Origin of the sequence: Pelagerythrobacter marinus (assembly GCF_034375205.1) — a bacterium.
Lineage (GTDB): Bacteria > Pseudomonadota > Alphaproteobacteria > Sphingomonadales > Sphingomonadaceae > Pelagerythrobacter > Pelagerythrobacter marinus.
The window spans coordinates 3,199,583-3,214,147 of record NZ_CP139719.1; the positions used below are offsets into that span (position 1 = coordinate 3,199,583).

The 14,565-nt window shown below is 68.7% G+C and carries 14 protein-coding genes; 3 read left to right on the top strand and 11 right to left on the bottom strand.

Going from position 1 to position 14,565, the window contains the following annotated elements; genetic code table 11:
- Positions 1 to 24: 24 nt before the first annotated feature.
- Positions 25 to 954, bottom strand: coding sequence for an electron transfer flavoprotein subunit alpha/FixB family protein (locus tag T8T98_RS15635; protein WP_251104532.1), 930 nt, complete (start codon positions 952 to 954; stop codon positions 25 to 27).
- A 121-nt stretch (positions 955 to 1,075) separates the two neighbouring features.
- Positions 1,076 to 1,822 carry an electron transfer flavoprotein subunit beta/FixA family protein gene (locus T8T98_RS15640; protein WP_251104531.1) on the bottom strand — a complete coding sequence of 249 codons (747 nt, stop codon included), beginning with the start codon at positions 1,820 to 1,822 and terminating at the stop codon, positions 1,076 to 1,078.
- A 198-nt stretch (positions 1,823 to 2,020) separates the two neighbouring features.
- Between T8T98_RS15640 and T8T98_RS15645 the strand changes: the two genes are divergently transcribed.
- A complete protein-coding gene (locus tag T8T98_RS15645; RefSeq protein ID WP_251104530.1) occupies positions 2,021 to 2,554 on the top strand; it encodes a DUF6265 family protein in 534 nt (177 codons plus the stop codon).
- 21 nt (positions 2,555 to 2,575) lie between these two features.
- Here T8T98_RS15645 and sucC read toward each other — a convergent pair whose 3' ends face one another.
- Positions 2,576 to 3,775, bottom strand: a complete 1,200-nt coding sequence (gene sucC, locus T8T98_RS15650; protein WP_160733404.1) for an ADP-forming succinate--CoA ligase subunit beta — start codon at positions 3,773 to 3,775, stop codon at positions 2,576 to 2,578.
- A 103-nt stretch (positions 3,776 to 3,878) separates the two neighbouring features.
- On the opposite strand from sucC, the gene T8T98_RS15655 reads away from it, so the two are divergent.
- Positions 3,879 to 4,667: a 3'(2'),5'-bisphosphate nucleotidase CysQ gene (locus tag T8T98_RS15655; protein ID WP_251104529.1), complete on the top strand. Its 789-nt coding sequence runs from the start codon at positions 3,879 to 3,881 to the stop codon at positions 4,665 to 4,667.
- 94 nt (positions 4,668 to 4,761) lie between these two features.
- Here T8T98_RS15655 and T8T98_RS15660 read toward each other — a convergent pair whose 3' ends face one another.
- Entirely contained in the window at positions 4,762 to 5,451 is a 690-nt protein-coding gene (locus tag T8T98_RS15660) for an OmpA family protein (RefSeq protein WP_160733402.1), read from the bottom strand.
- 167 nt (positions 5,452 to 5,618) lie between these two features.
- Here T8T98_RS15660 and T8T98_RS15665 point away from each other — a divergent pair, with 167 nt between their 5' ends.
- Positions 5,619 to 6,911: a hemolysin family protein gene (locus tag T8T98_RS15665; RefSeq protein WP_160733401.1), complete on the top strand. Its 1,293-nt coding sequence runs from the start codon at positions 5,619 to 5,621 to the stop codon at positions 6,909 to 6,911.
- A 90-nt stretch (positions 6,912 to 7,001) separates the two neighbouring features.
- Here T8T98_RS15665 and T8T98_RS15670 read toward each other — a convergent pair whose 3' ends face one another.
- Genes T8T98_RS15670 through T8T98_RS15700 form a run of 7 tightly spaced genes read right to left on the bottom strand, consistent with a single transcriptional unit; the run spans position 7,002 to position 14,560 of the window.
- Complete coding sequence (locus tag T8T98_RS15670; protein ID WP_251104528.1) at positions 7,002 to 7,430, bottom strand: DUF3035 domain-containing protein; 429 nt, start codon at positions 7,428 to 7,430, stop codon at positions 7,002 to 7,004.
- A gap of 2 nt (positions 7,431 to 7,432) precedes the next feature.
- A complete protein-coding gene (gene lspA, locus T8T98_RS15675; RefSeq protein WP_202389020.1) occupies positions 7,433 to 7,963 on the bottom strand; it encodes a signal peptidase II in 531 nt (176 codons plus the stop codon).
- Positions 7,960 to 10,872: an isoleucine--tRNA ligase gene (gene ileS / locus T8T98_RS15680; protein WP_251104527.1), complete on the bottom strand. Its 2,913-nt coding sequence runs from the start codon at positions 10,870 to 10,872 to the stop codon at positions 7,960 to 7,962. The genes lspA and ileS overlap by 4 nt, the downstream gene beginning before the upstream one ends.
- Before the next feature lie 49 nt (positions 10,873 to 10,921).
- The gene (locus T8T98_RS15685; protein WP_251104526.1) at positions 10,922 to 11,962 is read right to left on the bottom strand and encodes a glycerophosphodiester phosphodiesterase family protein; all 1,041 of its coding nucleotides are present in this window, start codon (positions 11,960 to 11,962) and stop codon (positions 10,922 to 10,924) included.
- A complete protein-coding gene (locus T8T98_RS15690) occupies positions 11,962 to 12,888 on the bottom strand; it encodes a bifunctional riboflavin kinase/FAD synthetase (protein WP_251104525.1) in 927 nt (308 codons plus the stop codon). Before T8T98_RS15690 ends, T8T98_RS15685 begins: the two co-directional genes overlap by 1 nt.
- Positions 12,885 to 14,069 (bottom strand): dipeptidase, encoded by a 1,185-nt coding sequence (locus tag T8T98_RS15695; RefSeq protein ID WP_251104524.1) that lies wholly within the window; start codon positions 14,067 to 14,069, stop codon positions 12,885 to 12,887. Before T8T98_RS15695 ends, T8T98_RS15690 begins: the two co-directional genes overlap by 4 nt.
- Positions 14,066 to 14,560 carry a dihydrofolate reductase gene (locus T8T98_RS15700; protein ID WP_251104523.1) on the bottom strand — a complete coding sequence of 165 codons (495 nt, stop codon included), beginning with the start codon at positions 14,558 to 14,560 and terminating at the stop codon, positions 14,066 to 14,068. Before T8T98_RS15700 ends, T8T98_RS15695 begins: the two co-directional genes overlap by 4 nt.
- Between the last annotated feature and the right edge of the window lie 5 nt (positions 14,561 to 14,565).

Consider the following 14,565-nt stretch of genomic DNA (forward strand, 5'->3'; position numbering starts at 1 on the left):
GCACCGCCCGTTGTCATACAAGCATCAAAGCTTGTCGGTCAGTTCTGGAACGGCCTTGAACAGGTCCGCCACCAGGCCGATGTCGGCGACCTGGAAGATCGGGGCGTCCTCGTCCTTGTTGATCGCGATGATCGTCTTGGAATCCTTCATCCCGGCGAGGTGCTGGATCGCGCCGGAAATGCCGATCGCGAAATAGACTTCCGGGGCGACGATCTTGCCCGTCTGCCCGACCTGGTAATCGTTCGGGACATAGCCGGCATCCACCGCGGCGCGGCTGGCGCCGACGCCCGCGCCGAGCTTGTCGGCCAGCGGCATGATGTACTGTTCGAACGTCTCGGCATCCTTGAGCGCGCGGCCGCCCGAAACGATCACCTTGGCGCTGGTCAGTTCGGGGCGTTCGCTTTCCGCCAGTTCCTGGCCGACGAAGCTGGAAATGCCGGCGTCGCCGGGGCCGGACACTGTCTCGACCGAACCCGAACCGCCTTCGGCGTCCGCCTTGTCGAAGGCCGTCCCGCGCACGGTGATGACCAGCTTGGCGTCGCTCGATTCGACGGTCGCGATCGCGTTGCCGGCGTAGATCGGGCGGGTGAAGGCCTTCTCGCCTTCGACCGAGAGGATGTCGGAAATCTGCATCACGTCGAGCAGAGCCGCCACGCGCGGGGCGATGTTCTTGCCGGTCGTGGTCGCGGGCGCGAGGAAGGCGTCGTGGTCCTTCATCAGGTCGGCCGCAAGCGGGGCGACGTTCTCGGCCAGCTGGTGTTCGTAGGCTGTATCGTCGGCCAGGTAGACCGTGCCCGCGCCTGCGATCTTCGCCGCGGCATCGGCCACCGCGGCGCAGCCGCTGCCGGCCACGAGCAGGTTGACGTCGCCCAGCTTGGCCGCGGCGGTGACGGTGGCGAGGGTCGCGTCCTTCACCGAAGCGTTGTCGTGTTCGACCAGAACGAGAGTCTTCATCTCAACTTCCCTTCAAATCTGCCCCGCTCGGCCCGGTTCGCCGGTGCCGGCCCGGGCCTTGCGCTCCCGGCGGCTGCGCTGGCGGCCGGGGGCTCGCGCCGGGCGAGGCGGGGGATAATCCTCACGCGATGCCGAGCGCCTTGATCTTGGCGACCAGCTCGTCGACGTCGGCGACCTTGATCCCGGCCTGGCGTACCGGCGGCTCGGACACATTGGTCGTGGTCAGCCGGGGCGCGGTATCGACGCCGTAATCGGCCGGGCTCTTGGTATCGAGCGGCTTGGACTTGGCCTTCATGATGTTCGGCAGCGAGGCATAGCGCGGCTCGTTCAGGCGCAGGTCGGTCGTCACGATCGCCGGCAGGGTCAGCTTCACCGTTTCCAGGCCGCCGTCGATCTCGCGCTTCACCGTGACGCTGTCGCCGTCGATCTCGACCGTGTTGGCGAACGTGCCCTGCGGCCGGCCGGTCAGCGCGGCGAGCATCTGGCCCGTCTGGTTCGAATCGTCGTCGATCGCCTGCTTGCCCAGGATCACCAGGCCCGGCTCCTCCGCCTCGTAGATGGCCTTGAGGATCTTGGCGACCGCGAGCGGTTCGACTTCGTCGTCGGTCTGGACCAGGATCGCCCGGTCCGCGCCCATGGCGAGCGCGGTACGCAGCGTTTCCTGCGCCTTGGCCGGGCCGATCGAAACGGCCACGATCTCGTCCGCCTTGCCCGCTTCCTTGATCCGGATCGCTTCTTCCACCGCGATCTCGTCGAACGGGTTCATGCTCATCTTGACGTTGGCCAGGTCGACGCCCGTACCGTCCGCCTTGACGCGCGGCTTCACGTTGTAGTCGATCACCCGCTTGACGGGCACGAGGATTTTCATCGGTTGTCCTTCCTCTCGAATTACACGAGGGTTCGCCTAGCTAGCGTTTACGTAAGCGTCAAGTCGCGAGGACCCGCCCGCTCTGATTGAACCTGCCGGCTGTCCTCGCGTTCCGGGTCGGCGCGGTCAAGCCTCGATCGCTTTACCGCCCGGCCGATCCGGGATAGCCTCGCCCCGGGGCAATAGAGGGGAATGCCTATGATGCGCGGGGCCATGATGACGCTGGCGGCGATGCTCGCCCTGCCGGCGGCGGCACAGGAAACGCAGGTCGCAGCCGAAGGGCACGTTCCGCCACCGGCGACGATCGCCGATGCGGCGTGGCTGGTCGGCGACTGGGCCGGGGCCGGGATCGCCGGCGCGCCGGCGGCGGAAAGCTGGCTGCCCCCGGCCGGGGACACGATGGTCGGCGTGTTCGTGCAGCAGCAGCACCAGGGCGGCCTGATGTTCACCGAACACATGCAGATCGCCGAGGAGGAAGACAGCCTCGTCCTCAGGCTCAAGCACTTCAACCCCGACCTGACCGGGTGGGAGGAGAAGGACGAGATGGTCCGGTTCCGCCTGATCGCGGCCGAACCGTGCCTGCTGCGCTTCAGCGCGCTGACCTATCGCTGCGACGGCGAGGGCGGCCTGATCGTCGCCGTGCGGATGCAGGGGGAAGGCGAGACCGTTACCGAGCAGGTGTTCCGGTTCGACCGCCGGGAGAAGGCCGCGGCGGCGGAGCCCACGCCCTAGCGCGCGCCCCGCCGTGCCCGGTCAGGCGGCCTGCTTGACCTCGGCCACGATCTTGCGCGCGGCGTCGCCCAGGTCGTCGGCGCTGACGATCGGCAGGCCCGAGTTGTTCAGGATGTCCTTGCCCTGTTCGACATTGGTGCCTTCGAGGCGAACCACCAGCGGGACCGAGAGGTTCACGTCCTTGGCTGCCGCGACGATGCCGTCGGCGATCACGTCGCACTTCATGATCCCGCCGAAGATGTTGACGAGAATGCCCTCGACCGCGGGGTCCTTGAGGATGATCTTGAACGCGGCGGTCACTTTCTCGCGATTGGCGCCGCCGCCCACGTCGAGGAAGTTGGCCGGGAAGGCGCCGTTGAGCTTGATGATGTCCATCGTCGCCATGGCCAGGCCCGCGCCATTGACCATGCAGCCGATGTTGCCGTCGAGCTTGATGTAGGCGAGGTCGTATTCGCTCGCCTCGACTTCGGCCGGGTCTTCTTCCGTCTCGTCGCGCATCGCCTCCACGTCGGGGTGGCGGTAGAGCGCGTTCGAATCGAAGCTCATCTTGGTGTCGAGGACGAGGAGCTTGCCGTCCTCCGTCTCGACCAGCGGATTGATCTCCAGCATCGCGCAGTCGAGATCCATGAAGGCGGTATAGAGCTGCTTCGCCAGCTTCTGGGCCTGCTTGTTGAGATCGCCGGTCAGCTTCAGCGCGAAGGCGACCGCGCGGCCGTGATGCGGCATGAAGCCCTGGGCCGGGTCGATCGTGATCGTGGTGATCTTCTCCGGCGTGTCGTGCGCGACCTGCTCGATATCCATACCGCCTTCGGTCGAAACGATCATCGCCACGCGCCCGGTAGCGCGATCGACCAGCATCGAGAGGTAGTATTCACGCGCGATGTCGACCCCGTCGGTGACGTAGAGGCGATTGACCTGCTTGCCCGCTTCGCCCGTCTGCACGGTCACCAGCGTATTGCCCAGCATGTCGCGCGCGTTCGATTCGACGTCCTCGACCGACTTCGCCAGGCGCACGCCGCCCTTGGCATCGGGGCCGAGTTCCTTGAACGTGCCCTTGCCCCGGCCGCCGGCGTGGATCTGGGCCTTGACCACGTAGAGCGGCCCGGGAAGCTTCTTCGCGCCCTCGACCGCTTCCTCCACGGTCGTGGCGGCATGGCCGGCCGGGATGCCGATGCCATACTTCGCGAGCAGTTCCTTGGCCTGGTATTCGTGGATATTCATGGAAGGCGGGCCCCGTTGTTGCGGATGGGAAGGATGCGGCGGGGCATAAGCACGGATTGCCCCGCTTGAAAAGTCCGGCGTCCGCTCCCAACAGCGAAGCACGATGATCGATCGCGCCCGCCTGGAAGACATCGTCCGCGAAGCCGGGCGGATTGCGTTCGGGTCGTGGCCCGGCGCGGGCCATGCGCTGGAAAGCTGGGAGAAGACCCCGGGGAACCCGGTATGCGCGGCCGATCTGGCAGTCGATGCCTTCCTGCGGCGCGAGCTCGGCCGGCTGCTGCCCGCGGCCGGGTGGCTTTCGGAGGAGACGGCGGACGATCCCGCGCGGCTCGATCGCGGGCTGATCTGGCTGGTCGATCCGATCGACGGCACGCGCGATTTCATCCGCGGGCGCACCGGCTGGGCCGTGTCGGTCGCGCTGATCAGCGAGCGCCGGCCCCTGATCGGAATGCTGGCGGCCCCGGCGCGCGGGGAAGAATGGATCGGCATCTCGGGCCAGGGCTCGTGGCGCAATGGCGAGCCGCTGCGGGCGTCGCGGCGGGAGGTTTTTCCCGGGGCGCGGGTGCCGGCCGATTCGCTGCCCCGCGAAGACCGCGACCTGGCGACCGTGAACAAGCCCAATTCGATCGCCCTGCGCGCGGCGATGGTCGCGGCGGACGAGGCGGACCTGCTGGCGACGCTGCGCTGGGGTTACGAATGGGATATCGCCGCCGCGGCGCTGATCGCGCGCGAGGCGGGCGCTGCCGTGACCGACGCTTTCGGCGATCCGCTCAACTACAACAAGCGCGATCCGCGCGCCTTCGGCCTGCTGATCAGCGCCCCGGCGATCCATTCCGCCGCGGTCGATCGGCTGTCCGGCCGGGCGCACGCCCTGGCGCGGCCCCGGCGCTGAACAGCCTCCGGCGGGGCCGGCGGCCCGGGCATGAAAAGGGGCCGATCCATCCGGGCCGGCCCCTTAGCCTTTGCTGCCCCGCGGGCAGGCGGGATCAGCGGTTCTGGGCCGCGTCGATCTCTGCCTGCGTCAGCGGGATGATCTTGATTTCCACCCGGCGATTGCGCTGCCGGCCGTAATCGGTCGAGTTGTCGGCCACCGGCATCGTTTCGCCGAAGCCCTGCCAGCGAATGCGCGCCGAGTTGACGCCGCGGCTGGTGAGGTAGTTCGCCACCGTCTGGGCACGCCGTTCGGACAGGCCCTGGTTGAACGATTCCGAACCGGTCGAATCGGTATGGCCGTAAACGTCGATCAGGCTGTTCGGATATTGCGTCAGGTTGGCGGCCACGTCGTCGAGCGTGGAGCGGAACGCGGGCTTGAGCGTCGCGCTGCCGACATCGAACGTCACGCCGTCGGGCAGGTTGACCAGGATCGCCTCGCCATTGTCCACCTCGGTCACGTCGATGCCCGAGCCGGCGGTCGATTCGCGCAGTTCCTTGATCTGCTGGTCCATCCTGTAGCCCACGACGCCACCGATCGCGCCGCCGCCGACGGCGCCGATGATGCGCCCGGTCTTGCCCCCGATCAGCCCGCCGAGCAGTGCACCGGCCGCCGCGCCCCCGACGCCGCCGATCGCCGTGCGCGAAATCTTGCGTTCGCCGGTGTTCGGATCGGTAACACAGGCCGACACGCTCACCAGCGACATCGCGGCAAGGCTGGCAACGATCATTTTCGACTTCTTCATGGGTATTTCCCCTCTGCTGCACACGCATTGAGTCGTTGGAGGGCACGGCCCCCGTCTGCGTCTCGCCCTTGCGAAACTATCGTAAGGTGCGCCCGTTCCCCGATCCCGTCAACGATCCCGCACGCGGGAGGCTGGCGCGGCGCGGCATTTGTGCTAGCGCTGCCGGCGTGACACCCTTTCCCTGGTCAGACCTGCTCATCATCGCCGGGCTCATCCTGCTGAACGGCGTGTTCGCGATGTCCGAACTGGCGATCGTTTCCGCCCGCACCGCGCGCCTCAAGGCGGCCGCCGACAAGGGCAGCTCCGCCGCGACCACGGCGATCGCGCTGGCGGCGGACCCGGGCAAGTTCCTCTCGACCGTGCAGATCGGCATCACGCTGGTCGGGATCGTCGCCGGCGCCTATTCGGGCGCCAGCCTCGGCGGCCCGGTCGGCGAGCGGCTGGAGGCGCTCGGCCTCCCGTCCACCTATGCCGACGAGGCGGGCTTTGCCGTCGTCATCGCGCTGACGACTTACGGCAGCCTGGTCGTGGGCGAGCTCGTGCCCAAGCAGGTCGCATTGCGCGCCGCGGTGCCCATCGCGCTGGTCATGGCGCGCCCGATGGCGCTCCTCGCCCGGATCGCCGCGCCGCTGGTCTGGCTGCTCGACACCTCGTCCGGCCTGCTGATCCGCCTGCTGGGCGTGCGGCCCGGCGGGCAGTCGAGCGTGACCGCGGAAGAACTGCACATGATCTTCGCCGAGGCGACCCGGTCGGGCGTGATCGAGGTGGACCAGCACCAGATCCTCGCCGGCGTCGTGCGGCTGGCGGAAAAGCCGGTCCGCGACGTGATGACGCCGCGGACCGAGCTCGACTGGGTCGATGCCGATGCCGACGAGGCGGAGATGCGCGCCGCGATCGAGAAGAGCCCGCACTCGCTGCTGCCCGTGGCGGAAGGTTCGCCCGATCGCATCGTCGGGGTGGTCAAGGTGCGCGAGGTCCTGGCCCGGATGGTCGCGAACGAGCCGGTTTCGCCACGCGCGATCATGCGCCAGGCCGAAGTCGTGCCCGACCAGCTCGACGCGATGGACGCGCTGCGCGTCCTGCAGCAGTCGGAAGTGGCCATGGCCATGGTGCACGACGAATACGGCCATCTCGACGGGATCGTCACCCCTTCCGACCTGCTGACCGCGATCGCCGGCCAGTTCGCCAGCGACCAGGACCAGGGCGACCAGCCGGGCATCGTCGAGCGCAGCGACGGTTCGCTGCTCGTGTCCGGGGCCCTGCCGGCGGACGACCTCGCCGACCGGCTGGGAATCGAGTACGGCGAGGATCGCGAGTTCGCGACCGTCGCCGGCTACGTGCTCTCGGTGCTCAAGAACCTGCCGCAGGAAGGCGAGAGCTTCGCCGACCAGGGCTGGCGCTTCGAAGTCGTGGACATGGACGGGCGCAAGATCGACAAGATACTGGTCGCGCCCGAGTAAAGCCCGGCCGCGCGCTGCCAGCGCCGCTTCGCATCGATGGTTTCGCCATCGCCTGCCGGGCCCGGGTCGGCGCCGGCAGGGTGGGGCGCGTCAGCCCGGGATCACGGCCTGTGCATACTGGCCGTCGCCTTCGGGCGCGGCGACGATGTCGCGCGTCACGCTGCCTTTCGCGACGGTGTTCGTCTGCGGATCGCCGACGGTCGAACGGATGCCCGGGTCGGCCGCCCCCGCACGGTCGAGAACGCTGGTTTCGACCGCGCTGCGCGGGGCCGGGCCGCCGAACAGCGCCTCCAGCGCCTGTTCGCCCGCCGTGCCTTCCGCCGGGCGCGGCGCGCCGGGGGCCGGGGGCACGAGGTTGAAATCGGGCGGCACGACCAGCGGCGCCTGCCGCTGGACCGCGAATTCGTCGGGCCGTTCGCGCGCGAGGATCCCGCCGTTGCTGCCGCAGGCGGCGAGCATGGCGCTGGCGCCGGTCAGAAGGGCGAGGGTGGTCGCTTTGCGCCTGGAAAATTGGCTCATTGTCAGCTCTCCGCGGCGCCGGGCGCCGTCTCGGTTTCGGATGTTTCCTCCTTGTCGCGCAGGAAAAACGCGCGGGCAAGGATAATGAGGACGCCGATGGTGATCGCGGCATCGGCGATGTTGAAGATCAGGAAGGGGCGAAACTCGCCGAAGTGCAGGTCGGCATAGTCGACGACATAGCCCAGCTCGTATCGATCGCGGATATTGCCCAATGCGCCGCCGAGGATCAGGGCAAGGCCCAGGATCTCGCCCAGCAGCCGCTCGCGCAGCATCCAGATCGTCACCACCAGGGCGATCAGGCTGGTCACGCCGACCAGCAGCCAGCGCATTTCCATCGAATCCGCCTGGAACATGCCGAGCGAGATGCCGAAATTGTAGGTCAGCCGGAAATCGAAGAACGGCAGCAGCTCGACCACGTCGCCGCGCTGCATCGCCAGCGTCTGCGTGACGTAGTGCTTCATCGCCTGGTCGGCCAGGAACAGCGCGATCGCCACCGCGAAGCCGGCCAGCCGGTATTTCATGACCTTGCTCATGCCGCATCATCCAGTTGCGCGATCACGCCGGCGCAGCGGCCGCACAGGGCGCCGTCCTCGCTCACTTCGGGCAGGAGCCGCCAGCAGCGGCCGCACTTGTTGTCGTCGGTGCGCGTCACGGTCACGCCTTCGCCCTGCCCGCGCGCGACTGACGCAGTGATGAACAGCTCGGCCAGGTCGGCGTCGCCGAAACCCTCGGGCACGGCGGCTGCGGGCACCGTCACCGCGGCTTCCAGGCCCGATCGGATGACTTTCTCCCGCCGCAGCGGCTCGATCGCTTCCATCACCCGTTCGCGCAAGTCGCGCAGCTTGTCGAAGCGGTCGGCGAGGGCCGGATCGACCCAGCTTTCGGGCATCGGCGACAGTTCGAGCAGGTGCACGCTGCCCCGGTCGGGGAAACGCGTCGTCCACACTTCCTCCGCGGTGAACACCAGCACCGGCGCGGCATAGCGCACGAGCGCGTGGAACAGGATGTCCAGCGTGGTGCGATAGGCGCGACGGCGCAAGTCGCCCTCGCCGTCGCAATAGAGGCTGTCCTTGCGGATATCGAAGAAGAAGGCCGAAAGGTCCTCGTTCGCGAAATCGACCAGCGCGCGGGTATACTCGTTGAAGTCGAAATCGGCGATCGCGCGGCGCAGCGTGGCGTCGAGCGCACGGAGTTCGCCCAGGACGTAGCGCTCCAGCTCCGGCATTTCCGCCGGGTCCACCCCTTCCGTCTCGCTATCGAACCCCTGGAGCGCGCCGAGCATGTAGCGGAACGTGTTGCGCAGCTTGCGATACTGGTCCGCGACGCCCTTCAGGATCTCGTCGCCGATCCGGTGATCCTCGGTAAAGTCCACCGATAGCGCCCAGAGGCGGATGATGTCCGCCCCGTACTGCTGCATGACCTTGTTCGGATCGACCGTGTTGCCGAGCGATTTCGACATCTTCTTGCCGTCGCTGGCCATCGTGAACCCGTGGGTGAGCACGGCATCGTAAGGCGCGCGCCCGCGCGTGGCGCAGGCTTCGAGCAGCGAGGACTGGAACCAGCCGCGATGCTGGTCCGACCCTTCGAGGTAGAGGTCCGCCGGCCAGCGCAGCTCGGGCCAGCGCCCGCTTTCGAGCACGAAGGCGTGGGTGCAGCCCGAATCGAACCACACGTCGAGGATATCGGTCACCCGTTCGTAATCTGCCGGGTCGTAATCGGGGCCGAGCAGGTCGGCGGCGGCTTCTTCCGTCCAGGCATCAACGCCTTTCGCGCGCACGGCCTCCACGATCCGCGCGTTGACCGCCGGGTCGGCAAGGTATTCCCCGGTCTTGCGATCGACGAACAGCGTGATCGGCACGCCCCAGGCGCGCTGGCGCGAAAGGACCCAGTCGGGCCGCCCCTCCACCATCGCGCCGATGCGGTTGCGGCCCTTTTCGGGCACGAAACGCACGCGCTCGATTTCGGCGAGGGCGGTGCTGCGCAGGGTATTCTCCCTCTCCCCTGGAGGGGAGGGGGTCGGGGGGAGGGGACTGTTTGCAAGCTCGCGCGAGCCCCCCTCTCCCGACTCTCTCCCCTGAACAGGAGAGGGCTCGATGGGCTTGTCCATCGGCACGAACCACTGCGGGGTGCAGCGATAGATGACCTTGGCCTTGGACCGCCACGAGTGGGGGTAGGAATGCCTGTAGTCGGCGCTGGCCGAAAGCAGCGCGCCCGCTTCGCGCAAGTCCGAGCAGATCGGGCCGTCGGGCGCGTTGAACTTCGGGTTGATGACCGACATGCGCCGTTCGTCGTCGCCGCCGAGCCACAGCCAGTCGTCGCGATAGCGGCCATCGGCCTCGACCACGAACCTGGGCGCCAGGCCGTGCGCCTTGCACAAGGCGAAGTCGTCCTCGCCGTGATCGGGCGCCATGTGGACGAGGCCGGTGCCGCTGTCGGTGGTGACGAAATCGCCGGCGAGCAGCGGGCGAGGCTCGGCGAAGAACCCGCCGAGGTGGTGCATCGGGTGGCGGGCGACGGTGCCGGCGAGATCGGAGCCTTTGCCGCGCCAGACCGTGTCCGCCTGAGCCTGACCGGGGGCGTCGCTTCCGCTCGCGAGACGACGCAGGGTTTCGTCGGCCAGCGGCGCAGCCAGCAAGAGCCGGCGCCCATCGACATCGCGCAGGACATAGTCAATCCCCGGCCCATAGGCCAAGGCCTGGTTGACCGGGATCGTCCACGGCGTGGTCGTCCAGATCACCGCGTGGGCGCCGACCAGTTCGGGGATCGGGCTTTCGACGATCTCGAACGCGACGTCGATCTGGGTCGAGGTGATATCCTCGTACTCGACTTCGGCTTCGGCCAGCGCGGTCTTTTCCACCGGGCTCCACATCACCGGCTTGGCGCCGCGGTAGAGATTGCCCGCCTCGGCGAATTTCATCAGCTCGGCGACGATCGTCGCCTCGGCCTCGAAATCCATCGTCAGGTAGGGATTGTCCCAGTCGCCGTTGATGCCCAGCCGTTTGAGCTGTTCGCGCTGCGTATCGACCCAGTGCTGCGCATAGGCGCGGCATTCGGCCCGGAATTCCGCCGGGGGCACCTCGTCCTTGTTCCGCTTCTTCTTGCGGTACTGTTCCTCCACCTTCCATTCGATCGGCAACCCGTGGCAGTCCCAGCCGGGCACGTAGGGCGCATCCTTGCCGAGCAGGGTCTGCGTGCGCACCACCATGTCCTTCAGCACGTGGTTGAGCGCGTGGCCGATATGCATGTCGCCATTGGCATAGGGCGGGCCGTCGTGGAGGACGAACGTCTCGCGCCCCGCGCGCTCCTCGCGCAGCTTGCGGTAGAGGCCCTGTTCCTCCCAGCGCGCGAGAATGCCCGGCTCCTTCTGCGGAAGGCCGGCCTTCATGGGAAAATCGGTCCTGGGCAGGAAGACCGTGTCCTTGTAGTCGCGCTGTTCAGTCATGCGGATGGGCCGTTAGGGCAATTGCCGCGCGCGATAAAGCCGGTTCGCGTCACCGGGCGGCCCGCCGCCGTTCGAGCGCGGCCTGCGCGGCGTCGATTTCCGCCTGCGAACGGTCGTCGAACCGGTTGATCAGCGCGGGGATGACGGTGAACCCGTCGTCCACCAGGGCATAGCCGTTGAAGCTGGCCGGGATCTCGCCCAGCTGCTCGGGGAAAGTCAGCCCGGCCAGGCGGTCGCCGCCGCCCGGCGCGGCGACGACGACGTGCGCGCCGGCTTCTTCCATCCGCGCGACCAGGCGGTTGGGCCAGCCGGCAAAGGCCCACTGGCGATCGAGCGGCACGATCAGCGTGCCGCCCCGGCAGGCGGCGGGCACGATCCCGAACCATCCCTGCCACATGTAGGCGCTCGTGCATTTGCGGGCGCTTTCGGGCGAGAATGCCCAGGCATCGGGATGGATCTGCGCGATTCGCGCGATCGGCGCGGGCGGGCCGTGGAAACCGTCGCCGGCGGCCACCGGGTCGCGGCCCGCCGCGCGCAATGCCGCGGCGAGCGGGTCCGCCTCGCCCGCGTCGTCGGCGGTAAAGCGATAGAGCAGGCGCGCGCGGCCGGCGGCGCGAATGCCCTCCGCCAGGGTCGCGATCGCGCCGGTCTCGCCATCGCGCAGCGGGTGGGTCCCGCCCTCGGCGCGGAAGCCATGGCCGGTGTCGAGCGCCTTGAGCGCCGCCATCGACTGGCCGCGAACCGGCCCGGTGCCGTCGGTCCGGCAATCGAGCGTCTCGTCGGCGAACAGCGCGATCTGCCCGTCGGCGGTCGGGGTCACGTCCACCGCGATCACGTGGGCGCCCAGCTTGGCCGCGCGCGCGATCGAACGCGCGGTGTTCGCGATGTAATCGTGCGCCGGCTGTTCAATCCGCGTGCCGGGGCAGGGCACGTCGTCGTTGTCATCCGGCGCCGGCAACTGGCGCAGGCCGCCATCGGCGATCAGCTTGACCGCCCCTTTCGGCTCGGGCGCGAGCCAGCTGGCGTTGACCACGGTAAGCGCGAGGAACCCCAGCGCGAGGGCAAAGGCGAGATAGCGCAGCCAGGGCATCAGCCGAGCAGCTCCCGCGCGCGCGCGCAATCCCGCTCCATCTGCGCGATCAGCCCCTCGATCGTGTCGAACTTCGCCTCCGGCCGCAGGAAATGGCGGAAGGCAACTTCGATTTCCTGCCCGTAGAGATCGCCCGAAAAGTCGAAGAAATGCGGTTCGAGCAGTTCGCGCGGGGGGGCGAACTGGGGGCGCACGCCGATATTCGCCGCGCCGGTCAGCACCTGCCCGGTGGCAAGGACGCGGCCGGTCACGGCATAGATGCCGAAACGCGGGCGCAAGTAGCTCTCGATCGCGAGGTTGGCGGTGGGATAGCCGATTTCGCGCCCGCGCTTGTCGCCATGTTCGACGACGCCGCGAATGGCGAAGGGGCGGGTAAGGAGGCGGGCGGCTTCCTCCGGATCGCCGGCACGGAGCGCTTCGCGCACGCGGCTGGAGGATACGGGGGCACCGCCGTCCATCACCGGGGCGACCGCCCGCGCGGCGATCCCCGCCTCGCCGCCCAGGCGCGCCAGCACCGCGCGATCGCCGGCCCGGCCCTTGCCGAAAGTGAAGTCTTCCCCGGTGACCACCCCGGCAACGCCCAGGCGTTCGTGCAGCAGGACGCGGACGAAGTCTTCCGCGCTCGTCCCGGCCAGCGCGGCGTCGAAATGGAACACTAGCATCGCCGTCGCCCCGGCCGCGAGGTAGAGTTCCTGCCGCTGTTCCAGCGTGGTCAGGCGGAACGGAGCGGCTTCCGGGCGGAAGAAGCGGACCGGGTGCGGATCGAACGTGGCGATGATCGCCGGGCGCCCTTCGGCGCGGGCCCATTCGATCGCCTCGCGCGCGACCGCCTGGTGGCCGAGGTGGAAGCCGTCGAAATTGCCCAGCGCGATGATCGCGCCGCGCAGGCTGTCGGGCAGCGGCTGGCGATGGTCGAGCCACCTCATCGGGCCGGCTCCATCGGCGCGATCCCGGCGCGCAGCACGCGCAGGGCATTGCCGCCCATGGCGGCGCGGATCTCTTCGTGGGTAAACCCTTCGTCCAGCAGCGCCTGGGTGACCTGGACCAGCTCGCTCGTGTCGAACCGCACCGTCGTCGCCCCGTCGTAATCGCTGCCCAGCGCCACGTGCTCGATCCCCACCAGGTCGCGCACGTGCTTCATCGCCCGTGCTGCGGCGCGGGGGGAGGTATCGCAGATCGCGGCGTCCCAGTAGCCAATGCCGATAATGCCGCCGGTGCGCGCCACGCCGCGGATCTCCTCGTCGGAAAGGTTTCGGTTGACTTTGCAGGTGGCCTGGACCCCGCCGTGACTGGAGACGACCGGGCGCCGCGCCATGGCGAGGATGTCGGCCACGCAGGCATGGCTGCAATGCGCGATGTCGACCACGATTCCCAGGTCTTCCATCCGGCGGATCGCCGCGCGCCCTTTTGCGGTCAGGCCGCCTTTCGCGATCCCGTGCATCGATCCGGCGAGGTCGTTGTCGAAGAAATGCGTCAGCCCCGCCATGCGGACGCCCGCGGCGTGGAGCCGGTCGAGATTGGCGAGGTCCCCTTCGAGGTTGTGCAGCCCCTCGACCGAGAGCATCGCGCCGACCGGCGTGTTCCCGCCCTCGCCCCTGCGCGCGAGCAGGCCGTCCAGCTCGCCCGGCGTCGTCACCCGGGCGAGGCGGCCGTCCGAGGCGGCCACTGCCCTGTCCAGCTTCTCGCCGTGGTAGAGCGAGCGCTCGAGCAGCGATGTCCAGGTGCGGACCGGCTGCAACTGGGCGATCACCAGCGGGGTGATATTGTCGCTATCGCCGTCGTTGGCGTCGTAGTTCTGGCCGCTCGGCGTCTTGGTGACGCTGGAGAAGACCTGCAGCGCCACGTTGCCTTCCTCCATCCGCGGCAGATCCTCGTGCCCGCGCCTGGAGCGGGAGAGGAGGTCGCGATCCCACATCAGGGTGTCGGAATGCAGGTCGACGATGGTCAGCGTTTCGTGCAGCGCGCGCGCTTCGTCGGACACGGCGATCGGCGGCTGGCCGTCGATCCTGTTCATGCTGCGTTCGACCAGCGCCGGGCCGAGCGTGAAGAAGGCGCCCGCGGCCACCGCTACGACCGCCAGCAGGCCCCAGGGCAGCCGCGCCTTCACGCCGCTTCCCTGACGAGGGTGACGAAATCGAACGCCGGCAGTTCGCCCGACGCCGGGTGTTCCTCGCGCCGCTTCTCGGCCCATTCGGGGCCGAGCCGGGGCATCAGCACGTCGCCTTCGTAGCGCGCGTGAATCTCGGTCAGCTCGATCCGGTCGGACCGCGGCAGGAAGACGTCGAAGATCGCCGCCCCGCCGATCACGGCGACTTCGGGGCAGGCTTCGCCGGCCAGGGACAGCGCCTCTGCGGGAGAGTGCGCCACGCTCGCGCCTTCGCTGCCCCAGCCTTCGCGCCGGGTCAGCACGATGTGTCGGCGACCGGGCAGGAGGCCGGGCAGGCTCTCGAACGTCTTGCGGCCCATGATCATCGGCTTGCCCATCGTCAGGGCCTTGAACCGCCTGAGATCGGCCGGGATGTGCCAGGGCAGCCGGCCCCGGTCGCCGATCACGCCGTTGGCGGCCCGGGCGTAGATGCAGAAGATTTCCTGCGTCACGCGGG